We start from the raw sequence: 21846 nt of genomic DNA, 5'->3' as shown, positions 1-21846 counted from the left end.
GTCTCGCGGTGTGCGACGGCGGAACTTATTACGCTCCTCCCCACAGCAGGAGGGTACGTGCTTCCGCCCGGAACGCTGACGGCGGTAATGCTGCTCACGGTCGTCGTGGGAACGACCGCCGCGCTCCTCGCGTGGCGCGAGCGACGGGAACCCGGCGCGGTCCCGTTGACGGCCATGCTGGCCGGGCAGGTGTGGTGGTCGGTGTTCTTCGTCCTCGAACACCGCGCCGGGACCTTCGCGCGGAAGGTGCTCTACTCCGATATCCAGTGGCTGGGCGTCGTGGTGATCCCGGTCGCGTGGCTCCTGTTCGCGCTGGAGTACACGGGACGCGATCACTACGTCCGTCCGCGGTACGTGGCGCTGTTGTCGGTCGTCCCGGTCGTTACGGTGGCGCTCGCGGCGACCGACCCGTACCACGATCTGCTGTATCTCGACACGGAACTCGTCACCGAGGCCGGTCGAACGGTGCTCCGCCGCGTCGGCGGCCCCTGGTACTGGGTCGTCACCGGCTACACCTACCTGCTCGGACTGCTCGGGTCGATCCCCCTACTGGGGCTGGTCCGCAGCGACTCGGTCCCGTTCCGCGGCCAGAGCCTCGGGCTGCTCGTCGGGACGCTCGCTCCGTGGGCGAGCAACGTGTTGTTTCTCGCCGGCGCCGTCCCGGTTCCGAGCCTCGACCCGACGCCGGTGTTCTTCGCGGTGTCGGGGGTCGCGTACCTCGGCGCAATCACGCGGTTTCGCCTGCTCGGGACGAGCCCCTCGGCGAACCACCGCGCGCGACAGCTGGTGTTCGAGCGCATGCGCGAGGGCGCCGTCGTCGTCGACCGACACGACTACGTCGTCGACATGAACGAACAGGCCGCGGAGATCCTCGGCGTCGACCCGCGAGACGCGCTGGGGAGCCCGGCGGCCGAGGTGATCCCCCGGTACGAACACCTGCCGGAGGAGGGACGCGCCTCCCGCCACCTCACGCTCGGCGAGGGGCTCCAGAGCCGACAGTACGACGCGACGGTGACGGCGGTCGCGGACTTCCACGGCCGCTCGCTGGGCGGCGTCGTCTCCTTTCACGACGTGAGCGACCACCTCCGGCGCCAGCAGCGCCTCGAGGTGCTCAACCGCGTGCTCAGGCACAACATCCGCACGGAGACGAACCTCATCTACGGGAACGCGGACCTCATCGACGCCGAGGGCGGGCACGTCGAGGCGGTGAAGGAGGGCGCGATGCGGATCGAGGCGATCAGCGACAAGGCGCGCGACGTGATCGACATCTTCGAGCGGGGCCGCCAGTCCGAGCGGTCGCTGACGCTGAGGGCGGTGATCCGGGAATGCATCGAAGCGGTCCGCGAGGACCACCCGTCCGTCGAGATCGACCTCGAGTTCGACCGGAGCGGCGGCTGCGCGGACGGCGCGGAGATCGCGATCTCTCCGGTACTCAGCTCGGTCGTGAAGAACGTCGTCGAGAACGCCGCCGAACACAACGACGCGGCCGACCCGTGGGTTGGCGTGCGGGCGACCTGTACCGAGGAGGCAGTCGAGATCAGGGTCGCCGACAACGGCCCGGGAATCAGCGACCACGAACGGGCCGCCCTCGAGCGGGGGAACGAGACGCCGCTGGACCACGGCAGCGGCCTCGGCCTGTGGCTCATCGCCTGGGGAACCGAGATGGTTGACGGCGACTTGACGATCGACGACCGCGAGGGCGGCGGCACCGTGGTGACGGTGGGTGTCCCGCAGATCGTGCCGGAAAGGAAGTGAGGGCGTCGCTGGCGACGTGAAAACGCCGAAAGCCGAGGCCGGGAATTGAACTCGGGGTCTCGTCGTTACCAAGGACTTGCTTTACTGAGGAGTCCTTCGGCTCTCAAAAGGGCTACATTTGCTGCAAACATCCACTTTGCGCGTTTCTTATCTCTGTATTACCAACGCTACTTATAAAGAGATTGGGTATTCGGCCCCGTATGCCGTCTGTGGACATCGGAAAAGGACAATCGTGGCGCGGATATTCGGATTTGAGCGTTCCGACCGTCACATGACAACCCCCGGCTGAAATTCGCCATCGCCGTTGGTATTGCGAGTTTCTTCGGGGTATTCGTTGGGAGCCTGTTGTTGGGGGCTGACCACTGTCCACGCAGTGATGATGGGAGTTACGATGGTAATCGTCTACTATGCGTTTGACCCACGATAGACTCACCCTCTGTACTTACCGAAGGGACTCCCCACATCGAGGGTATTTCGTCGCTTAGTCGTCGTCAGCGGTGTACGCGCCGCCACGACGCTTGATACGTGCGACAACGAGCTTTCCGTCGTTCTGCCGGAAACTCACGGAGAGCCGGAACTCCCCGATGCGGATTTTCTTGTACGGGCTGTTCTGGAGCGGTTCACCGTAGTCCGGCGGGTCGCGCCACGGCGAGGAGACGATCTCATCGAGCTTGTCGAGTATCCGGTCTTGGTCGGCGGGGGACAGTCCGTCGAGGTCGTCTTCGGCCGTCGGTGAGAGTTCCCACGCCCACCCGTCGTCACTCGTCGCTCGTGCCGAATCGCTCGCGGGCCTCCTCGGCGCTCGTCGTCCGTCCCTCGCGGATGTCCTCCTCGGCTTCGAGCAGGGCGACGAGTTCGTCGCGGTCGAACGTCGGGAACTCGACGGCGTCTCGAAGCGTGTACCGGATGAACTCGCTTCGACTGTTGAACCCGCGCCCCTGCCACGTATCGTCTATCTGTTCGAGGAACGACTCGGTGAGTTTGAAATTCACCGTGGCGATGTCGTCCCCGCCGTCGTCGTTTGTGACCGCTTCGGACATATAGACGTAATACGCTGGTGTTACCGATAGTCGTTTCGGCGGAATCCTCCTCGCCACGTAACCGTCGTGGATAACCGCATCGAGGGTGTTCTATCACATTCCTGACTAAGATCCATTCTTCCATCTGTGAGCGTTGATTAGCGAGATCAGGAGTATCGCTTGAGGGGACGTGCCCTCGGTCGATTTCGAGTCTATCCCACTGCTGTCAGTGAATTAGTTTGTGTTTCCTGACGGATTGGCGAATCGCAATACGGCGATGGATGCCCTGTTTAGCGAGAGAGACGAATCGTGAACGGGTTTCGTTCAAACGAGTGTTGCCGGAAAAGTGTGCGACAAGCGGTGTACGGAGGAAAGAGCCTAGGGCGGGATTTGAACCCGCGCTCTCGTCCTTACCAAGGACGCGCTTTACCGCTAAGCTACCCAGGCGCGGATATGGATAGCCGGGAGCCGTCTTTATGCGTTACGATTGGGTCCCGCCACAGACAGACAGTATCACGGGACGCCGACCGGACGAGCGAGGTCGCGCCCCGTCCGGCCCTCCATCACGGGTCGGCCGACGACGCCACGCGCTCCTCGTCGGCGAGGGCGGCGATCCGATCGCCCGTCGAGTCGGGAAGCGCGCCCACAGCGGGCATGCGGTCGTCGTCGCCGGCGGCGAGCTCGGCGGCGTACGACAGCAGGTCCGCGGGCGCGGACGCGCCGACGGCGGCCGTGCCGGCGACGAGCGCGAGCTCGAACACGTCGGCCTCCAGGTTGCGGTCCAGCGCCGCGGCGCCCTCGGCGTCCGCGTCGCGGCGGAGCGTCTGGTCGCGACCGAACGCCCTGACCGTCTCGACGGCCTTCTCCGCGGCGGCCGTCCTGGCGAGGAGATAGAACCCCCGCGAGACGGACACGTCCGCCGCGAGCACGTCGAGATCGGCGTCGATATCGCCGGTCGCGCCGAGGTCGACGCCCGCCCACGGCTCCGTCTGTGAGAGCTCGCGAGTAAGTCGCAGTCCCTCGTAAATGAGCTGGACGCCGGCGGCGTGGTCCTCGATGCCGGACAGGTCGACATCGGGGTCGAGTGCGCGGGCCGATACAAGCGTGAGCGCTCCGGGCGTCATCTCCGCGTCGTCGAAGCGGTCGGTCAGCGCGCTCCGGAGCGCCGCCGGCTCGACGTCGCCGACCGCCCGCTCCGCTGCGGCCCGAGTCCGCACGGCGTCATCCATCGACGTTCGGTAGACCCGGCACACGCAAAGACCTTTGGAAACGGGGGGCTATCCCGCCCCGTGATCCGCACTGAACGGGCCGCCGACGGGGCGTACCGGACCGTGACGATCGACCGCCCCGAGGCCCGAAACGCCCTCACGCCGGAGGCGCTCGACGCGCTGGAGCGAGCCGTCGTCGACGCGACGGAACCGGTGGTGCTGCTGCGGGGCGCCGGCTCCGCCTTCTGTGCCGGCGCCGACCTCGGCGTGGTCGAATCGCTGGACGATCCCGCCGCGTTCGCGGGGCACGGGCAGCGCGTCGCCGACGCGATCGAGTCGGCCGATCCGGTCGTGATCGCCGGCGTCGACGGGGCGGCCCGCGGCGGCGGCGTGGAGCTGGCGCTCGCGTGCGACCTCCGGGTCGCGACGCCGGCGGCGACGTTCGCCGAGACGGGCGTCTCCTTCGGGCTGTTCGGCGCGTGGGGTGGCACCGCACGGCTCCCGCGCGTCGTCGGCGAGGGCGTCGCGCTCGACATCGCCTGCTCCGCGCGGGTCGTCGACGCCGAGGAGGCCCGGGAGATCGGGCTCGTCTCTCGGGTCGTCTCGGACCCGTCGACCGTCGCACGGGAGGTCGCCGGCAACGATCCCGAGGCGCTCGCCGCCGTGAAGCGGCTCGTTCGCGCCGGCGCCCGCGGCGACGAGACGGCGCCCGACGAGCGCGAGGCGTTCGCGCGACTCCACGGCGAGCGGTTCGGCGAGTGACCCGGCACCACAACAGTTGAATCCTGGCGGCCGCGTATCTCGGGTATGACCGACGGACACGATTTGGCGGACCACTCCTCGCTCTCCAGACGCCGGACCCTCGGCGTCGTCGGCGCCGGCGCCCTCGCCGCGCTCGCCGGCTGTCTCGGGGGCGGTGGCGGCGAGACGTCGCTGCCCGAAAACGGCGATCCCGAACTGCTCGCGGACGTTGAGTCGTTCCCCAACCAAGGCAACCAACACGTTCAGCGCGGTACCGAGGTCGACTACAGCACACGACCGCCAACCTCCGGGCCCCACTACAGCGGCGTCGTCGACGCGGGGTTCTACGAGGAGCCACAGTCGATGGGCGACGTCGTCCACACGCTCGAACACGGCGCGATCGTCGCGTACTACGCGCCGAACGCGCTGACCGACGAGGCCCGATCGAACCTCCGGTCGTGGGCGAACGACCACACCGGGACCTGGAGGGGCTTCGTCGCGATGCCGTACCCGTACGACGACCCGGAGACACCGTACGCGCTCACCGCGTGGCGTCACCTCCTCCGGATGGACGAGTACGACGCGGACGTCGTTCGGGCGTTCGCCGCCGAGTATCTCGGGCGTGGCCCCGAGAACCCGGTTCGGTAACACGGTTCAGGAATTCGGTCCGATACCGCGGCCGCTCACGCCGAGGTCCGACGGTCCGGGGTCGACGTCCCCGGGTCCGCCCCGACGCTGGCTCCGCCGAGGAGGTACAGCGGAACCGCCGCGAGGACGAACGCGCCGGCCGCAAGCGTCAGCAGGACGGGACCGAGCAGGAACAGCGTCCCGCCCAGCGCCGTCAGCGGGGCGAGCACGAGGAGCGCCGCGAACAGCACGACCCCCAGCGCGGCGACCGTTCGGGTGCCGTCCCCACCGACCGCGTCAGCACGCCCGATCGCCGCGACCGCCGGCAGGAGCGCCCCGCCCAGCGCGAGCGCGGCGTGAACATCGCCGCCGAGCGCGGGGGCGCCGCCCGCGGCGACCACCGCTGCGAGGACGACGCCGACGCCAAGCAGCCGACGGACGGTGAGCGTCCGCCGTGTCGCGGTGACGGCGACAGCCACGCCGAGTCCGAGGGGAACCGTTCCGACGGCGACGCCGACCAGGAGGTTTCCGGTCACCCCGAGTAGTACGCCCCCCTCGGCGACGAGCGTCGCGACGACGACGACGGCTCCGCCGACGGCGACGGCGCCGCCGAGACGCCGCGGGTCGCGATCGCGAGCGGGATCGGCGACCCGACGGAGGGCGACCAGTCCGCCGACGGCGACGCCGCCGGGGACGAGGACGAACGCGAGGAGGTTGCGGGCGACGACGCCGGCGAGCGCCTCCAGAACCGCGAGCGTCCCGACGAGTCCGGGGGCGGGCGTTCCCGTCGGGGCGAAGACGACGAACGGGCCGTCGCGGGCGTCCGGGAGCGCGGTCGCGGTCATCCGGCGGCCCTCGACCTCGCCGAACCCGCGAGCGACGGTCGTTCCCTCGGGGCCGACGACGGTCAGTTCGTCCGCGCCGAGGTCCGTGTAGACGTACCCGCCGGGGTCGTCACGGAAGTAGGTCAACACGCTCGTTCCGAGCGGGCCCTCATCGACGACGCCGGACGTGCGGTACCGGACCAGGAACGCGCCGTCGCGAACGTCGGCCGCGAGGAGCCGGCCGTCGATCCCGCCGCCGTAGCGGACGCCGAAGCTGTCGCCGGCGACGGCGCGGGCGAGCGACTCGTTCTCGGCGAGGCGGTTCAGCGCGGACTCGTTCGTCGGAACGACGCGAACCCGCCACGTCGCGGAGTCATTGCGGTGGACGCGGACGGTCGCCTCGCTCTCTGCGACGCCGGTGTCGAGCCCGTGCTCCGCGGCGGCGTGGACGAACCCGTCGTCGCACGGCGAACACGCCGAAACCGGGGCCGGGCTGGCGAGCGCCGGGACGGCGACGCCGCCCGCGACGAACAGGGCCGCGAGCGCGAGCGCGACGGCGGCACGGGGGGAGGGGAAATGGAAGGGGGACACGCCCGGCAGGTCCGCTCCCGGCGGTAAATCCTTTCTCCCAGCTATCGGGCGGTCGGATCCGGGGGAGACCGACGCCGGGCGGTGAGGGCCGGAGGAGATCAACGCGCCCCGGACGCGTCCGGCGGCGCTACAGCGTCAACTCGGCGGGCGCGGGCGGCACCGCGCGCTTGTGTTTCGAGGACTCGTACAGTTCCTCGACCCGGGCGACCTGTTCCTCGGTCACGTCGAGCTTGCGGACGGTGGCGGCCGTCGACAGCGGCCCGTCGACGTGGAGCGCGAGCACCGCATCGAGCGTGTCGTAGTCGAGCCCCAGTTCCGCCTCGTCGGTCTGGCCGGCCCACATCTCCGCCGAGGGCGTCTTCATCACGAGGTCGTGTGGAACGCCGGCGTGGGCGGCGAGCTGCCGTACCTGCTGTTTGTAGAGGTTCCCGAGGGGATGGCAGTCGACCGCCCCGTCGCCGTACTTCGTGAAGTAGCCCGTGAGCGCCTCGCTGCGGTTGCCCGTCCCGAGCACGAGGCGGCCGTCGGCGTTGGCGGCGAAGTAGTTGCAGACTGCTCGGACGCGCACGCGGACGTTGCTCTCGGCCATCTTCTCGTCGGCCGCCGCCGGGAGCGCGTCGTAGAACGCCTCGGCGATGGGTTCGATCTCGATCACGTCGTGCTCGATGCCGAGATCCTCGGCGACGCGCTCGGCGTCGCCCATGTTCTCGTCGGCGTTGACCGACCCCGGCATCACCAGCCCGCGGAGGTTCTCGGCGCCGAGCGCGTCGGCCGCGAGGTACGCGACCGTCGTCGAGTCGATCCCGCCGGAGAGCCCGAGCACCGCCCCCTCCGCCCCCGCGGCGTCGACCTGCTCGGCGATGAAGTCGGTGACGTGCCCGTGCACCCGGTCGAGTTCGGCGGCGGAGAACCGCAGGTCCAACGGGGTCGATTCCTCCTCCAACAGGACGGATTCGCTCATCGGCTCCGGGTAGGTCGCCGTCGAACAAATAGTTCCCTCGTGACCACGGATCGTGGACGCGCGTCCAGTTCCGCGGCGACGCCGGCGACCGATTAGTTGAAGTGTTGCGATGGGAAAGGGCGTAATACACACGAGCGCCCCGCCGGTCGGAGATCCCGAGCAGACGAGCGCCGTTGGTGAGCGATTCCGGAGGAATCGCGAGCCTCGGGGCGCGAGTGAGTGAAACGAACGAGCGCGCCGTTGGTCCAGTGGTAGGACATTAGCTTCCCAAGCTAATAGCCCGGGTTCAATTCCCGGACGGCGCATTTCTGCCGAGCGAAGCGAGGCGAAATCGCCGACGGGAATTGAAGTAGACGAGTCGCACACAGCGAAGCGAGCACGTCTCGGCGTGGTTCAATTCCCGGACGGCGCATTCTTCCGAGGCTCGAACGAAACGGCCACGCCGTCGCCGGACGCGACGCCGAGCACCCCCTTCACCGGCGGCAACCTATATCACCCCGACGTGACCACAGCGACGTATGCCCCACCGAACCGGAGTCTCGCACGCGATCGCCGCGCTGGCGGCGATGGTGTCCGCCTCGTACCTGAAGGACGTCCTGAAGCACTTCGTGAGCACGCGCGACCTCGTGGCGTACGCCAGCACGGCGGGAGTCCAGCTCGTCGACCGCGTCGGCGTAACGAGCGCGACGGACACGGTGGCGGGCGTGGCTGCCGTGGGCCTCCTCGTCGTCCTCACCTTCGTGTGGGGGTGGGCCTACCACCACAGCGTGATCGGGTAGCGATCGTCGTCAGCGGGCCGGCCGGAACAACCGTCTCGGGTCACGCCGGCCAGTCGGCCGGGTCCGCGTCGATCCGCTCGCGCAGCGTCGCGGTCGCGTCGGCGTCGTAGCGGAGGACGCGCCGCCACCACGGTCCCTTCCCGGAGTCGTTCGAGAGCTCGGTGACCAGCCGGTTCGCGTCGGTGCCGCCGGCGGGGGTCGACAGCGGGACCGCGCGGTCGAACAGCCGCGAGCCCTCGGGATCGCCGCGGACGAGCACGGCCGCGTCGAACGACTCCCGTCGAGCGTGGGCGTTCGAGGCGAACCGGTCCCGGGTCGCGGCGTTGCCCTCCCGATACTCGTCGCCGGTGAGGACCTCCGCGACCCGGAACTCCCCGATCAGGAAACAGCCCCACTCCGGCGGGAGCCACTCGGCTCGGTCGTGCTCGTCCCCGTGGACGGTCAACGTCGCGTAGAACAACAGAGAGTCCCCTGGTTCCAGTCCCGAGATCGGACCGGCTTTGACGCCGTGCGGGTCGCCGTAGGTGTACGACTCGCGGCCGAGCGCGCCCGCGAACTCCGGATCGACATGAACGGGCAGATCGACCGCGTCGTCGGGAACGTACGCCGCGAGGTCGAGGTCCTCGTAGGTAGGGACCGGTTCGGCCGTCGGCTCGCGATCGGGGATCGGGACGTACACGAACGAGCCGTCCGGGTACACCGGCCCGCAGCGACCCGGGAGGTTCGTGTTGGCGGCGACGTTGATGGCGACCGCGCGGGACATGCGCTCGCGTTGCGACGGCGACGGCTTAGCGTCGGCGTTCACGGCACGGATCCGTGTCGCTTCGCTCGCTTGTCCTCCGTAGTTTGCCTCGCTATCGCTCAGCGAACCACGCCGAGATCCTCGCTTCGCTCGGGTCTCGTCTACTTCCAGGAACTACCGTTCCTGGAACCACTCCCCGAACTTCTCCAACGCCCGCCCGCGATGGGAGATCGCGTTCTTCTCGGCGGCGTCCATCTCGGCGAGCGTCGATCCGTCGTACGCGAAGATCGGGTCGTAGCCGAAGCCGCCGTCGCCGCGCGCCTCGACGATCTCGCCGCGGACGACGCCCTCGAACAGCTTCACCGGAAGCGGCTCCGTCTCCTCGTCGCCGCGCTCGGCCCCGGTTGCGGCCGCGACGACGCGCTCGTCGCGGTCGACAGGGTCGGGGCTGGCGTCGAACTGCTCGCCGTCGCAGTACGCGAGCACACAGCGGAACTCGGCGCGACGGTCGTCGAGCTCGGCGTCGACGAGCCGTCGGACGGCCTCGACGCCGATCGTGTCTTCGACGTACGCGGAGTACGGGCCGGGAAAGCCGTCGAATCCGCGGACGAACAGCCCGGCGTCGTCGACGAGGACGGGCTCGCCGGCGTGGCGGTACGCCTCGCGGGCGCCGTGGGCGGCGATGGGCGCGAGATCGGGTGCTTGGATCTCGGTGTAGTCGAAGTCGAGTTGTGACACCTCGTCGCCGAGGTACTCGCGGGCCTCGCGGACCTTTCCCGGGTTCGTCGTGACGTAGCGGAGCATACCCGCGCTCGGAGCGGCCCGGGCAAAGCGGCGTCGATGTATCGAGGCCACGAGACGCCGGGTGGTCGACTCCCGTTCGGCGTCACAGATGACGGCAGGGACAGCCACCCCCGGGACCCTTTTGAGGCGGTAGAGCCCACGAATGGACGATGAGTCACGAGCGGCCCGGAGACGGCCACGACGGCAACGGCGAGCGGCGCCGTCGCGCCGACCGCGAGGCGGAGATCGGCGAGCCCGTCGTCCGCGGCGATCCGGCCGTCACCGGCGAGCGCGCCGAACGGGCCGCACGCTTCGATCCCGGCGACCCCGAGAGCCTCGAGCGGGCGGCCGACACCGTCCGACGGTTCGCCAGCGAGGCCGTCGCCGGCGACGACAACGTCGTTATGTTGCGCGGGGCGGCCGCCTGCGCCGCGCTCGTTCGCGGACACGGATCGTACAAGACGGCCGCCGAGGCCGCCGGCGACGGCGTCCAGGTGTCGTTCATCCGCAAGTGGGCGCGCGTGCACGACCTCCCCGAGTCGGTCCGCCGGCACGTCGCCCGCGGGCACATCGCGCCGACTGCCGCCAAGCACATCGCGCGCGTCGCCGGCGACGCGCGCTTCGACCTCGCGTGGGCCGTGCTCGATGCGGACCTCACCGTCCGCGAGGTGCGCCGCGCGGCCAGCGCGATCAACGACGGCGACTCCCCGGAAGCGGCCCTCCGAGCCGAGGGCGGCAGCCCCGGCGAGCTCAGAGCCGACCTGCCACCCGATGTCTATCGGTGGCTCCGGGACCGCGCGTCGCTGGAGAACCGGGACCCGGGCGACGTGATCGCCGACGCGCTCGACGAGTACCGAGATCTCTGAGTCTCCCCGGGACGTCCGAGCTGTCGTACAATGTCGCTTTATCGCCCGTTCGTTCCGTTACTGTGGTCAGTGCCGTCGCTATCGTTGCCGCCGAGGAACCGCTCGGCGGTGTCGCGGATCACGTTTCGGGCCGTCTCCACCTCCGGCCAGCGGATCGTCTCGTCGGGGAAGTGGGCCTGGTCGATGCTCCCGGGGCCGAACACGACCGTCGGAACCCCGGCGGCGATGTAGTGTCGGTTGTCCGCGCCGTACGTCGCCCCCGCGGGAGCGGTGTCGGACACACCGGCGTCGGTCATCGCCGCCTGCAACGACCGGACGACGGGCTCGTCGGCGCCGATCTCGGCGGGCTCGAACATGATCGAGAAGCGGTCGAACTCGGGCGGGTGCTCGGAGAGCCACTCGTCGTCCGCGACCACCTCGGCGAGTCGGGCCTCGAACTCCGCCTCCACCTCGTCGACCGTCTCGCCGGGTGCGACCCCGATCCGCCACTCGGCGGTCAGCGTTCCCGGCACGGTCGACGCCCACGACCCCGCCTCGACCCGGCCGCAGACGATCGGCCACGGCACGTCGAACGACTCGTACAGCGGATGGGTGACGCGCTCGCACCGCTCGGTTTCAAGTTTCATGAACGCCCGCCTGATCGTCTCGAACAGCGGGAGCGTGTCGACGCCGTTCCACCGCGTCGCGGCGTGGGCGCTCCGGCCCGCGATCCGAAGGCGCTTCATGACGGTTCCCTCCGTCGCGGTGACGGCGCGGAGCTCCGTCGGCTCCGCGACGAGGGCGGCGTCGCGGTCGAACGGGTACGGCGAGTCGAGCGCTGCCGCGGCCGCGCCGATACCGCCTTCCTCCTCCCCGGCGACCGCCTCGACGACGACCCGACCGTCGAGATCGAGATCGCCGGACTCGACCCCCTCCCGGAGGTCGACGGCGGCGTGGACGCAGGCGGCGACGGCGGCTTTCATGTCGGCGGCGCCGCGGCAGGTGAGCGTTTCCGCGCCGTCCCCGGCCTCGCCCCACACGGGGTCGAACGGGTCGCTCGTCCAGAGGTCGTCGTCCGCTGGCACCACGTCGAGGTGGCCGTTGAGCACGAGCGTTCGGCCGGCGTCCGGGTCGCCGAACTCGAGGACGCCCGCGACGCTCGGGCGGCCCGCGGCGTCGATGTCCGCGGGGTCGTCCGGGAACGAGGGGTGCTCGGCGAGTCGCTCGGGGTCGGCTTCCCACGTGTACGTCTCGAGGCCGGCGTCCGCGAGGCGGTCTCGGAGCCACTCGGCGGCGGCCGCCTCGTTGCCGTCGGTCGTCTCGAACGAGCACAGCCGGGTCGTGAGGTCCCGCAGGGCCGGAACGGTCATGCGGTGTCGATCGACCGCCGGTGGCAAGGGCGTGTGGGTGGCGGCGGTCGGGTCGCCGTCGGTGTCGCCATTCGTAAACGCTTATGCGCGCACGACAGTAAGACCGGGTGAGGGCTGGTAGCTCAGTTAGGGAGAGCGTCCGGCTTTTAACCCGTTCGGACGGCGCGTGCGTGCGGGGAAGACACCGGACGGTCGGGGGTTCGAATCCCTCCCAGCCCGCTTCTGTGCGCCGCACCGGCGACGAGCGAAGAGAGGAGCCGCGGCGCACGAACGGCGTCCGAGGGATTCGAAGTAGACGACGGCGAGCGGAGCGAGCCGGCGGCGTGGTTCGGATCCCTCCCAGCCCGTTCTTGTGAGGCGCCCGAGACGACGAGCGGAGCGAGTCGTCTCCGCCGAGCAGACCGCGTCCGAGGAATTCGAAGTAGACGACGGCGAGCGGGGCGAGCCGGCGACGTGGTTCGAATCCCTTCCAGCCCGCTATTCCTGAGAACATCAGGTAAGCAGTGAACGACTCGGGGGAGTCCGGGGCGCCGGGGCCTATCCCTCCCCGTGGTACATGCCGTCGTAGTGACCCTCGTGGTCGGCGGCCGCGAGGACGAACTGCGCGACGCGGGCGCCGGGTTCGATCTCGATCCGGTGGCCGACCTGGAGGAGCCCCTCACCGCGACCCTCGTACCCGGCGTCCCACACTGCGGTGTTCAGCATGCAGGAGTTGCGAAGCAGCGTCGACCGCGGGTAGACGAAGCCGACGTGGTCGTCCGGAATCCGCAGGCGCTCGCCGTACTGCAGGACGTATGTTCCGGGGTCGAGTCGGTACAGGCCGTCCTCGGGGTCGATCTCCCGCCGGTCGCCGACGTGCTTCCCGTCGCGTGTGATCCGCCCGGCTTCCGCTTGGTCGTACAGCGCGGCAACCGTCAAGTCGACGCCGTTCGGCTGGATCTGGTCGTCGTCGACGGGGTCGACGTGATCGGCGACGGTCGGTCCCGATTCGAACATACCCGAGGGAGAGACAGGCCGACCGAAAAGCCCGCCGGTCGGAAACCGACTGGTACGACCGGGTTTCGGTTGTCCACGAACAGATCCGTAGACGGATCATTCGGACAGAATACGAGGCAATACTCGCGTCGACTGTGCAAAAATTACCGGAGGGAGCGTCGGTCTATCACGAACGTCGGGGTGGAAACTCGCCGGATTTATATCCGCCGAGCGAGGATATGCGGACGATATGGGACAGACGATCACGGAGCAGATTCTCGACGATCACCTCGTCGAGGGTGAGCTGACACCCGGCGAGGAGATCGGAATTGAGATCGACCAGGTCCTTACGCAGGACACGACGGGGACGATGGTGTGGCTGCAGTTCGAGGCGCTCGACCTCGACGAGGTCCAGACGGAACTGGCCGCGCAGTACTGTGACCACCAGACGTACCAGTTCGACTTCAAGAACACCGACGACCACCGCTTCCTCCGCTCGGCGGCGGGAACCTTCGGCGCGTACTTCTCCCGGCCCGGGAACGGCATCTGCCACCAGGTCCACAAGGAGAACTTCGCGGCGCCCGGCAAGACCCTGCTGGGCTCGGACTCGCACACGCCGACCCCCGGCGGTCTCGGCCAGTTCGCCATCGGCGCGGGCGGCCTCGACATCGCCGTAGCGATGGGCGGCGGCCCCTACTACGTCGAGATGCCCGAGGTTGTCAACGTCCAGCTCGAGGGCGAGCTCCCCGAGTGGGCGACCGCGAAGGACATCGCGCTCCACCTGCTGGGCGAGCTGACCGTCAAGGGCGGCGTGGGCAAGGTACTCGAGTACACCGGATCCGGCGTCGACAACCTCACGATCCCCGAGCGGACGACCATCACGAACCTCGGCACCGAGCTGGGCGCGACCTCCTCGATCTTCGGCACCGACGAGAAGACGAAAGACTGGCTCGCGCGCCAGGACCGCGAGGAGGAGTACGTCGAGCTGACGCCCGACGAGGACGCCGAGTACGCCGAGACCATCGAGGTCGACCTCTCGGATCTCGAGCCGCTCATCGCGACGCCGTCGATGCCCGACAACGTCGTGCCCGTCCGCGAGGTCGCGGGCGAGGACGTCGAGCAGGTCATCATCGGCTCCTGTACGAACGGCGCCTACGAGGACATCCTCCCCGGCGCGAAGATGATCGAGGGCCGCGAGGTCGCCAAGAAGACCGAGATGATCGTCGCGCCCGGCTCCAAGCAGGCCTCCGAGATGCTGGCCCGCGAGGGCTGGACCGCGGAGATGATGGCCGCCGGCGTCAACTTCTCGGAGGCGACGTGTGGTGCCTGTATCGGCATCGGCCACGTGCCCGCCTCCGACTCCGTCTCGCTGCGGACGTTCAACCGCAACTTCGAGGGCCGCTCGGGCATCGAGGACGACTCGGTGTACCTGTGCTCGCCCGAGGTCGCCACGGCGGCGGCCATCACCGGCGAGATCGTCGACCCGCGAGACCTGGCCGACGAGCTCGGCGACCTCGAGGCACCCGGCCTCGAGATGGGGACGAAGTACGGCCCCGGCATGGGCGAGTCCGACCCGGACATCATCAGCCCCGACGAGTCCGTCGACGACGGCCTCATCAAGGGGCCGAACATCGGCGACGTCCCCCTGAAGGACGAGCTCGCCTCCGACATCGAGGGCGAGGCGCTCCTGAAGATGGAGGACAACATCACGACCGACCACATCATCCCGGCGACGGCGGACATCCTCAAGTTCCGCTCGAACATCGAGAAGCTCTCGGAGTTCACGCTCTCGCGCGTCGACGACACGTTCGCACAGCGCGCGCTGGACGCCGACGGCGGCTTCCTCGTCGCCGGCGAGAACTACGGGCAGGGCTCCTCGCGTGAACACGCGGCCCTGTGCCCGATGTTCCTCGGCGTCGAGGGCGTGCTCGCGGAGAGCTTCGCCCGCATCCACAAGGCGAACCTGTTCAACTTCGGCCTCGTCCCGCTCACCATCGACGAGGAGACGTACGAGAACATCGACCAGGGCGACGACATCGAGATCGTCGACGACGTGGGCGAGGGCGTCCGCAACGGCGCCACCGAGTTCACGGTCCGCGTGAACGACGACTGGGAGGCCACGGCGCACCTCGACGCCTCCGAGCGCGAGCGCGAGATCCTCGCGGCCGGCGGGAAGCTCTCGTGGACGAAACAGCAGCACGACACCGGCAGCGGCGCGGCGCCCGCCGACGACTGAGGCGAGACGCGGGCGAAGCGAGCGTCTCCGAAGAACGACGATGAGGTGTCCGCGGCCGAACGGAGTGAGGCCGCGGGGCCCGAGTCGCCCACGAACGACCACGTTTTCGGAGAGATTTCCTCGCACGCCGCGAAGCAGCGCGTGGTTCGAGAGACGGCGGAGTCGTCTCTCGTCGTTACCAGACGCCGTTGGCGTCTGGTTAGCAGCCAGGTCCGTCGGATCTGGGGGCATCACGAGAGGCGCTTCGAGCCTCTCGAGCGACTGCAACCAAACCCCCGCAAAACTCGTTTATGCGGCCGGATTCGGAGAATCCGACTGCGGATCGGAACCGCACCGCGGCTCTGATGATGATCAAAAGGCCGCTCGCTCGGCCTCCGGCCTCGCTCGCGGGACGATACGTCGACCGCACCACACCGGACCGAAACAGTCCCTTCTTCGCCAGTTTCGACCGCCGATCCGCCAATCCACTTATCCCTACCACTTCCAAAGGGGCGTCCGTGACCACCTCGCGCGGCTCGGCCACCGGCGACAACGCTGACAGCGGGGTCCGGATCCGCCCGGCCGACCGGGCGGACCTGCTCGGCGTGTTCCGCATCGAGAAGGCCGTGTTCACGCAGCCGTGGCCGTACGCCGCGTTCGAGGGACTGCTCGATGCCCCCGGGTTCCTCGTCGCCGAAGGTGACACCGAGGGCAGCCACGACGGCGGTCGGGATGCTGCGACCGGGAGCGGGGGAACCGCGGGAATCGACGCCGGCGACGTGCTCGGCTACGTCGTCGGCGACGTGACGCCGAACCACGGCCGGGACATCGGCCACATCAAGGACGTAGCCGTTCACCCCGGCATGCAGGGAGAGGGGCTCGGCCGCCGCCTGCTCCGGGCGTCGCTGTCGGAGTTGGCGGCCGCGGGCGCGAGTGTGGTGAAGTTGGAGGTGCGCGAGACGAATCACCGGGCGCAGTCGCTGTACGCCGACGAGGGGTTCCGGCCGGCGCGGCGGATCCCGCGGTACTACGGCGACGGCGAGGCGGCGTTCGTGATGCGGCTGGATCTTGGCGAGTGGGTCCGCGAGCGCAACGCGGGCGGGCCGTAAGCCTTCGATCGGGCGAGATCCCGGCCGACAGCGCTTCGGCGGCGCTTCGAGCGACGGCCGCGGACGGCAGCCGTTTTCACGCTCGGCGCCCCATCCGGGATATGGGATACGCCTGTCCGGTGTGTGAGACGCCCCAGCGCGACGGCGAGCACCTCGCGAACCACCTGGCGTTCACGGCCATGCTCCACGGCGACGAGCACGAGGGCTGGCTGGACGAGCGCGTCGACGACTGGGGCGACCGCACCCCGGCGGATCTGGCGTCTTCGGTGACCGAGTTCGCCGAGGAGACCGAGTACGACGAGGTGTTCGAGGACACCACCGGCGGAGGGCACGGCCATCGCGACCACCAACACGACGACGCGGCGCGTCCCGACGTGACCGGCGACTCGACGAGCGGCGCCGCGGAGGCGGTCGTCGACGAGGCCGTCGAGTCCGTTCTGGAGGAGGCGCAGGAGCTGACCGAGGAGATGTACGGGCTCGACGAGGAGAGCGCGGACGGGGACGGCGGCGGCGGGACCGGCGGCGACGAACCCGCCGACGAGGAGTAGCCGCTCTCGGTTCGAGAAGGGAACGACTCTTGACTCGCACGCTCCCAGCGGCGGGTATGGACACCGAAGGGACGCTCGCGCCGGCGACGCCGGCGGCCGCGCGCGAGGAGTACGACACGCTCGTGCCCGCCGCGAAGGTCGCCGTCCGCGAGGCGACGAGGGCGATGGCGTTCGACCGCGAGGAGTACGCCGAGCGCGTCACCGGCGAGGTGATCGAGACCGTCCGCGACGCCCTGTTCGCGTCGCTGCTTCGCGTTCACGTCGGCACGCGCGAGGAGTACGAGGCGTGGCTTGACGACCATCCGGAGTACGAGTCCGACGTGGCCGGCAGCGACAACGTCGACAACGTCGTCTGGCACCCGGTCGCGTTCGCGCCCGACGGCGAAGGCGAGGGCGAGCGAAGCGAGCGCACCAAGCCCGTCGTCGCGGCGACGTGGCAGGCCGAGCGCGAGGCCGCACTCGGAACGCTCCGGCGGCGTGCGTTCGGCCGGGCGTACCGACCGGTCGTGGACAGTGGGGAACGCGACGGTGACGACGAGGCCGGGATCGAGCCGGGAACGAACGACGGGTCGGGGGAGCCGTAACGGGTTTTCGCCGTCGGCCCCTACCGCGTCCATGCGACCGGCTACGCGGACGTTCCTCGCGGCAGTCCTCGTCGTGCTCGTCGGACTGCTCGCGCTCGGGGCGCTCCCCTCGTATCTCGGCGCCGGCGACCCGTACTACCTGGAGGCGACCCCCGTGGCCGAGGCCGACGGCCCGGCCTACGAGCTGAACGCGACCGAGGGCGGCGTCGCCGAGCGGCGGTTCCAGTACTTCCTCTCGGCCGTCGAGTCGAGCGACGGCCGCTCCGAAGCGTACCGGCGGGGGTCGTACGGCCTGAAAGAGGAGTTCACGCACTCGCCGTTCGACGAACTGGCGACGTTCAGAGAGTTCGCGCCGCCGGACGCCGTCGACGGCGACGCCGTCCTCGTCCGGTACAACGATACCCGCTACCGCGTAACCGTCGTCCACCCGTGAGCGACGAGACACGAACCGACGAGACGCGCGGATCCGATGCGACGTGGACGAGCGACGAGCCCGAGTTCGACGACGGCCGCCGCCACGACTGGCCGGGCGAGCCCGACTGGCCCGTGCTGGAGACGGTGGTGGAGTACGAGACCGGCTGGCAGACCGCCGGCTACGACCTGGTAGAGCATCCCGACGGCTCGACGAAGCGGTACTACTGGTCGGAGTTGGCGACGGCGGTGGTCGTCGTCGCCCGCGCCGGCGAGGACCTCCTGCTGGTCGAACAGTACCGGCCGACCGTCCGCAACACGCAGCTGGAGCTCCCCGCGGGCATCGTCGAGAGCGGGGAGTCGTACACCGCCGCGGGCCGACGAGAGCTCCGCGAGGAAACCGGGTTCGAGGCGGATTCCCTCTCGCTGCTCGGGGAGGTGCAGTGCACGACCGGGCTGCTCAGGCACACCCGCGGGTTCGTCTTCGCCGAGGGGCTGGAGCCCGTCGGACAGGATCTCGACGACAACGAGTACCTCGTCCCGCGAACCGTCCCCGTCGACGAGGCGGTCGGCGTGGTTCGCTCGCCGCCGACGAACGACGCGACGCTGGAGGGTGTCCTGCTCGCTCGCGAGGAGGGGTTGCTGTAGCGGAGCGTCGCGACCGCGACGGAGCGCCACGGATCGCCGCCGGCGGAGCGCTTTTCCCCGGGCGACGGCACCCCATGGACATGGACGGCGAGATCACGCCCGAGGAGGTCGAGCGACTCCTCGCCGAGGACGCGGACATCCGCGTCGTCGACATCCGCTCGCCGGGGGCGTACACGCGCGGCCACATCCCCGGCTCCGAGAACATCCCGCTCAACCAGCTCCCGACCCGAGTGGCGTCGCTCTCGGGGAGCGAGCGCATCGTGACGGTGTGCCCGCACGGGGAGTCAAGCGTCCAGGCGGCCCGGCTCATCGCCTCCTTCGAGGGGACGACCGACGCGGTCGTCGAGAGCATGGCGGGGGGACTGAACGCTTGGGGCGGCGAACTGGAGGCCGGCGCGTCGGACACGGACGGCGCCGCCGCCGCGGCCGACGACGGCCCGCAGTCACCCTTCTGATCGGCGCCTCGTCAGGAGCGCAACCGCGAGTGCGACCGCCAGCGACGCCGCGGCCGCGCCGAATCCGAATCCCGGGACGGGGGCGGCGGTCCCGCCCGCTCGCCCGTCGTCGGCCCCGTTCGTGGAATCGGTTCTCTCAGTGCCGTCTCCACCGTCCGCGGACTCGACGGTGAACGACGCGCCCGCGTCGCCGACGGACACGGTGTGAGCGCCCGGCTCGTCGACGCGGATCGTGACGCGAAGCGTCGTGGCCTCGCCGGGACCGACGCGGACGCGCTCGGTCGCGACCGTCTCGCCGTCGACGCGAACGGCGAGGTCGCCCTCGGCGGGGACCGGTCCCTCGGCGACGACCTCGGCGGTCACCGACACGCCGTCCCCGGCCGGGACGGTCGTGCGATTCACCGACACCGAGGCGACCGAGGGCGTCGACGGCTCCTCGACGAACACCTCGTAGGTGCGCCCGCGCACAGTCACCGCGTACGTCCCGGGCTCGGTCGGCGTCCACGACAGCGGCACGGTCGCGTTCCCGCCGGCCGCGAGGGTGCCGTTCGCGGCGTCGACCGTCCGGTCGTTCGCCGCGAGCGCGACCCGGTAGTCGCCGGCGGCGCCGCCGACGTTCGAGACGGCGACGGGGACGGTCAGCGACTCCCCGACGGCGACCGTGACGGGCGGCGCGAGACTCGTGTTCCGGAACGGACCCTCGACGGCGACCCGCGCCGGCGGGTCGACCGCGATGCGGGCCACGGGCGTCCCGAACGCCGCCTCGTGGGCCGACGCCGACCACATGCCGGGCGCGGCGTCCGTCCGGACGTATCGCCCGGTCTCGTCGGCGACCGACTCGTCGCCCGCGTCGGCGACGAGCGCCCGGAATCGGTCCCCGGAGATCGGCTCGGACTCGGCGTTCAGGCGCGCGACCACCGTCGCGAAGGTGGCGCCGCCGTCGCTGGCCAGCCGGATCCGGCGGTCGGTCTCGCCGGCGACGAGCGAGCCCTTCCGGTACGGAGTCCCCGTCGTCCACGTGCCCGGGTCCGCGAGCACGTCGTCCCCGTACGGCGCCTCGGCGCCGCGTTCGAGGTGGTCGGCGAACGCCGGGAAGTCGGTCAGCCCCTGCCGCAGCGCGAGCAGCGCGGCGTAGTAATCGGCCGACCCCTCCGTCAGCCAGCGCGTCTCGGCGGTCGTCGCGAACGACTGGCGCGTGTGGACGTACTCGTGGAGCCACGCGCTTTGCGGGTCATCGAGCGGTTCGTCCGCGCGCACCCACGCGTCCGAATCGCCCGTCTGGAGCCCGCGAACCGCCCAGTCGACGCCCGTCGGCGCGGCGACAACGAACACCGACTCGTCGCGGTCGCCGACGCGGAGGTCGCCCGACGCCGCCGCAAACGAGTCGAGCACCCGTTCGGGCCGAACCGTCATCGCGCCGTCCGACGCCGCGGGGACGACCAGCCGAAACGTCTGGCCGTTGGCGGTTCGCTCGCGGACGGCGTGCTCGCCGAGGAACGCGACGCGGTCGCCGACGGCGCCGGGGCCGGCGGTCGTCGCCTCGCGCGAGAGCCCCACCGTCTCGCCGCGGTAGCGCCACGAGAGGCTCGTCCCCGGCAGCGACACGAGCGCCCAGGGACCGGTGTCGACGAACAGGTACCCCGTATCGCCGGCAGCCGTGCCCGAGACGCCGTCCGGACTCGGTCCTGCCGATCGCGGTCCGAGCCGGTCGAGCCGTCCGGTGGCCGCGGTTCGGTTCGCCGGCAGCCGGTACCGGATCGTCGGCGTCGCCGTCTCCCCGTCCCACTCGTAGGTGTCGCCCTCGGTCGCGGAGAAGCCCTCGGTCGTCACCGCCTCGGCGTCGGCGGCGATCGTCGCCTCGACCGCGGTGACGCGGTCGGGAACGTCGAACCGCAGCGTGACCGCGACCGACCCCGGGCTGTCCGGGGTGAGCGCGAGCGTCGTCGTGAGGCGGATGTCGTCGCCGTCGGCGAGCGAGGCGGCGGGAGTCGTCGCAGGCGCGTCGATATCGGCAGGCCCGGTGAAGCTGCCGACTGCGGTCGGCTGCCCGGTCGCCGACGCCGGATCGATCGCGACTGCGGGCGCGACGAGCGACGAGATCAGCACGACGACGGCGACCACGGCGAGGCCTCGTTGCTGCATCTGCCGGGAGTAGGTCGACGCCACCTAAAGCCGTTGGCGTGCGTGTGACGGGAGCGACACCGGGTCAGGCGACGACCCACAGCGACGACCCGGGAACGCCGGCCGTCGCGTGCGAGGGGGTCCAGTCGCTGGCGACGCGGAAAACGAAGGAACGAATCGCGACTGCTCGAGTGCGGGTGTCAGGTCGGCCCGATGGTCACGCGACGTTGAACCCCTTGTCGCGGAGGAACCCCTCGACGCGGCCGCTGTGGTTCCCCTGCAGCTCGATGGCGCCGTCCTCGACGGTGCCGCCGCAGGCGAACTTGGACTTCAGATCGCTCGACAGCGAGTCCATGTCCACGTCCTTGGGATCGAATCCTTCGATGACCGTTACCTCCTTGCCGTACCTGCGCTCGTCGATACGGATCGAGATCTCCTGGGACTCCTTGGCGACGTCCTCGCAGACGCAGAGTTCCTCAGGCAGTCCGCACGTCGAGCATACCTCGGACATTTCCGGTCGAACGTACAAGAGCGC

General features: G+C 70.0%; 23 protein-coding genes and 3 tRNA genes. 14 read left to right on the top strand and 12 right to left on the bottom strand.

Going from position 1 to position 21846, the window contains the following annotated elements; all coding sequences use genetic code 11:
• Nucleotides 1–87: 87 nt before the first annotated feature.
• A complete protein-coding gene (locus K6T25_RS08205) occupies nucleotides 88–1755 on the top strand; it encodes a histidine kinase N-terminal 7TM domain-containing protein (RefSeq protein WP_225917713.1) in 1668 nt (555 codons plus the stop codon).
• Nucleotides 1756–2236: 481 nt separating this feature from the next.
• Here the strand turns inward: K6T25_RS08205 and K6T25_RS15555 are convergent, their stop codons facing one another.
• From K6T25_RS15555 to K6T25_RS08190, 4 genes are all read right to left on the bottom strand, one after another.
• Complete coding sequence (locus K6T25_RS15555; protein WP_225917845.1) at nucleotides 2237–2461, bottom strand: type II toxin-antitoxin system RelE family toxin; 225 nt, start codon at nucleotides 2459–2461, stop codon at nucleotides 2237–2239.
• Between the two features lie 52 nt (nucleotides 2462–2513).
• Nucleotides 2514–2795, bottom strand: coding sequence for a ribbon-helix-helix domain-containing protein (locus K6T25_RS08200; RefSeq protein ID WP_222913085.1), 282 nt, complete (start codon nucleotides 2793–2795; stop codon nucleotides 2514–2516).
• A 354-nt stretch (nucleotides 2796–3149) separates the two neighbouring features.
• Nucleotides 3150–3221: transfer RNA gene (locus tag K6T25_RS08195), tRNA-Thr, on the bottom strand.
• Nucleotides 3222–3337: 116 nt separating this feature from the next.
• Entirely contained in the window at nucleotides 3338–4003 is a 666-nt protein-coding gene (locus tag K6T25_RS08190; protein WP_222913083.1) for a DUF7114 family protein, read from the bottom strand.
• 60 nt (nucleotides 4004–4063) lie between these two features.
• On the opposite strand from K6T25_RS08190, the gene K6T25_RS08185 reads away from it, so the two are divergent.
• Nucleotides 4064–4744, top strand: coding sequence for an enoyl-CoA hydratase/isomerase family protein (locus K6T25_RS08185; protein WP_222913082.1), 681 nt, complete (start codon nucleotides 4064–4066; stop codon nucleotides 4742–4744).
• A gap of 45 nt (nucleotides 4745–4789) precedes the next feature.
• Nucleotides 4790–5371 carry a thioredoxin-like domain-containing protein gene (locus K6T25_RS08180; protein ID WP_222913080.1) on the top strand — a complete coding sequence of 194 codons (582 nt, stop codon included), beginning with the start codon at nucleotides 4790–4792 and terminating at the stop codon, nucleotides 5369–5371.
• 35 nt (nucleotides 5372–5406) lie between these two features.
• Here K6T25_RS08180 and K6T25_RS08175 read toward each other — a convergent pair whose 3' ends face one another.
• Both K6T25_RS08175 and K6T25_RS08170 read right to left on the bottom strand, forming a co-directional pair.
• A complete protein-coding gene (locus K6T25_RS08175) occupies nucleotides 5407–6765 on the bottom strand; it encodes a hypothetical protein (RefSeq protein ID WP_222913079.1) in 1359 nt (452 codons plus the stop codon).
• A gap of 127 nt (nucleotides 6766–6892) precedes the next feature.
• The gene (locus tag K6T25_RS08170) at nucleotides 6893–7726 is read right to left on the bottom strand and encodes an NAD+ synthase (RefSeq protein ID WP_222913078.1); all 834 of its coding nucleotides are present in this window, start codon (nucleotides 7724–7726) and stop codon (nucleotides 6893–6895) included.
• A 234-nt stretch (nucleotides 7727–7960) separates the two neighbouring features.
• Between K6T25_RS08170 and K6T25_RS08165 the strand changes: the two genes are divergently transcribed.
• Together K6T25_RS08165 and K6T25_RS08160 are read left to right on the top strand one after the other, a co-directional pair.
• A tRNA-Gly gene (locus K6T25_RS08165) sits at nucleotides 7961–8031 on the top strand.
• Nucleotides 8032–8244: 213 nt separating this feature from the next.
• A complete protein-coding gene (locus K6T25_RS08160; protein ID WP_222913076.1) occupies nucleotides 8245–8505 on the top strand; it encodes a hypothetical protein in 261 nt (86 codons plus the stop codon).
• A 40-nt stretch (nucleotides 8506–8545) separates the two neighbouring features.
• On the opposite strand, the gene K6T25_RS08155 is transcribed toward K6T25_RS08160, so the two are convergent.
• Both K6T25_RS08155 and K6T25_RS08150 read right to left on the bottom strand, forming a co-directional pair.
• A complete protein-coding gene (locus K6T25_RS08155; RefSeq protein WP_222913074.1) occupies nucleotides 8546–9268 on the bottom strand; it encodes an Nmad3 family putative nucleotide modification protein in 723 nt (240 codons plus the stop codon).
• Between the two features lie 153 nt (nucleotides 9269–9421).
• Entirely contained in the window at nucleotides 9422–10051 is a 630-nt protein-coding gene (locus tag K6T25_RS08150; RefSeq protein ID WP_222913072.1) for a non-canonical purine NTP pyrophosphatase, read from the bottom strand.
• A gap of 149 nt (nucleotides 10052–10200) precedes the next feature.
• Between K6T25_RS08150 and K6T25_RS08145 the strand changes: the two genes are divergently transcribed.
• Nucleotides 10201–10896, top strand: coding sequence for a DUF7119 family protein (locus K6T25_RS08145; protein WP_222913070.1), 696 nt, complete (start codon nucleotides 10201–10203; stop codon nucleotides 10894–10896).
• A 38-nt stretch (nucleotides 10897–10934) separates the two neighbouring features.
• Here K6T25_RS08145 and K6T25_RS08140 read toward each other — a convergent pair whose 3' ends face one another.
• On the bottom strand, nucleotides 10935–12245 hold the full coding sequence (locus K6T25_RS08140) for a M20/M25/M40 family metallo-hydrolase (RefSeq protein ID WP_222913068.1): 1311 nt from the start codon (nucleotides 12243–12245) through the stop codon (nucleotides 10935–10937).
• Between the two features lie 111 nt (nucleotides 12246–12356).
• On the opposite strand from K6T25_RS08140, the gene K6T25_RS08135 reads away from it, so the two are divergent.
• A tRNA-Lys gene (locus K6T25_RS08135) sits at nucleotides 12357–12464 on the top strand.
• A gap of 318 nt (nucleotides 12465–12782) precedes the next feature.
• Here the strand turns inward: K6T25_RS08135 and K6T25_RS08130 are convergent.
• On the bottom strand, nucleotides 12783–13241 hold the full coding sequence (locus K6T25_RS08130; RefSeq protein WP_222913066.1) for a deoxyuridine 5'-triphosphate nucleotidohydrolase: 459 nt from the start codon (nucleotides 13239–13241) through the stop codon (nucleotides 12783–12785).
• A gap of 229 nt (nucleotides 13242–13470) precedes the next feature.
• Between K6T25_RS08130 and K6T25_RS08125 the strand changes: the two genes are divergently transcribed.
• From K6T25_RS08125 to K6T25_RS08095, 7 genes are all read left to right on the top strand, one after another.
• Nucleotides 13471–15456 carry an aconitate hydratase gene (locus K6T25_RS08125; RefSeq protein ID WP_222913064.1) on the top strand — a complete coding sequence of 662 codons (1986 nt, stop codon included), beginning with the start codon at nucleotides 13471–13473 and terminating at the stop codon, nucleotides 15454–15456.
• Between the two features lie 497 nt (nucleotides 15457–15953).
• Nucleotides 15954–16544 carry a GNAT family N-acetyltransferase gene (locus K6T25_RS08120; RefSeq protein ID WP_225917712.1) on the top strand — a complete coding sequence of 197 codons (591 nt, stop codon included), beginning with the start codon at nucleotides 15954–15956 and terminating at the stop codon, nucleotides 16542–16544.
• A gap of 101 nt (nucleotides 16545–16645) precedes the next feature.
• Nucleotides 16646–17092 carry a DUF5810 domain-containing protein gene (locus tag K6T25_RS08115; RefSeq protein ID WP_222913062.1) on the top strand — a complete coding sequence of 149 codons (447 nt, stop codon included), beginning with the start codon at nucleotides 16646–16648 and terminating at the stop codon, nucleotides 17090–17092.
• A 56-nt stretch (nucleotides 17093–17148) separates the two neighbouring features.
• On the top strand, nucleotides 17149–17676 hold the full coding sequence (locus K6T25_RS08110; protein ID WP_222913059.1) for a DUF5809 family protein: 528 nt from the start codon (nucleotides 17149–17151) through the stop codon (nucleotides 17674–17676).
• A 31-nt stretch (nucleotides 17677–17707) separates the two neighbouring features.
• Nucleotides 17708–18109 carry a hypothetical protein gene (locus tag K6T25_RS08105; protein ID WP_222913057.1) on the top strand — a complete coding sequence of 134 codons (402 nt, stop codon included), beginning with the start codon at nucleotides 17708–17710 and terminating at the stop codon, nucleotides 18107–18109.
• 113 nt (nucleotides 18110–18222) lie between these two features.
• Nucleotides 18223–18735, top strand: coding sequence for an NUDIX hydrolase (locus K6T25_RS08100; protein WP_225917844.1), 513 nt, complete (start codon nucleotides 18223–18225; stop codon nucleotides 18733–18735).
• Nucleotides 18736–18815: 80 nt separating this feature from the next.
• Complete coding sequence (locus K6T25_RS08095; RefSeq protein ID WP_222913054.1) at nucleotides 18816–19190, top strand: rhodanese-like domain-containing protein; 375 nt, start codon at nucleotides 18816–18818, stop codon at nucleotides 19188–19190.
• Here K6T25_RS08095 and K6T25_RS08090 read toward each other — a convergent pair.
• Entirely contained in the window at nucleotides 19179–21332 is a 2154-nt protein-coding gene (locus K6T25_RS08090; protein WP_222913051.1) for a CARDB domain-containing protein, read from the bottom strand. The two genes, K6T25_RS08095 and K6T25_RS08090, sit on opposite strands and share 12 nt — an antisense overlap.
• Before the next feature lie 196 nt (nucleotides 21333–21528).
• Nucleotides 21529–21822 carry a stress response translation initiation inhibitor YciH gene (gene yciH, locus K6T25_RS08085; RefSeq protein WP_073307091.1) on the bottom strand — a complete coding sequence of 98 codons (294 nt, stop codon included), beginning with the start codon at nucleotides 21820–21822 and terminating at the stop codon, nucleotides 21529–21531.
• Between the last annotated feature and the right edge of the window lie 24 nt (nucleotides 21823–21846).

This window comes from Halobaculum rubrum (assembly GCF_019880225.1).
Lineage (GTDB): Archaea > Halobacteriota > Halobacteria > Halobacteriales > Haloferacaceae > Halobaculum > Halobaculum rubrum.
This window is presented reverse-complemented; position numbering and strand designations above follow the sequence as displayed.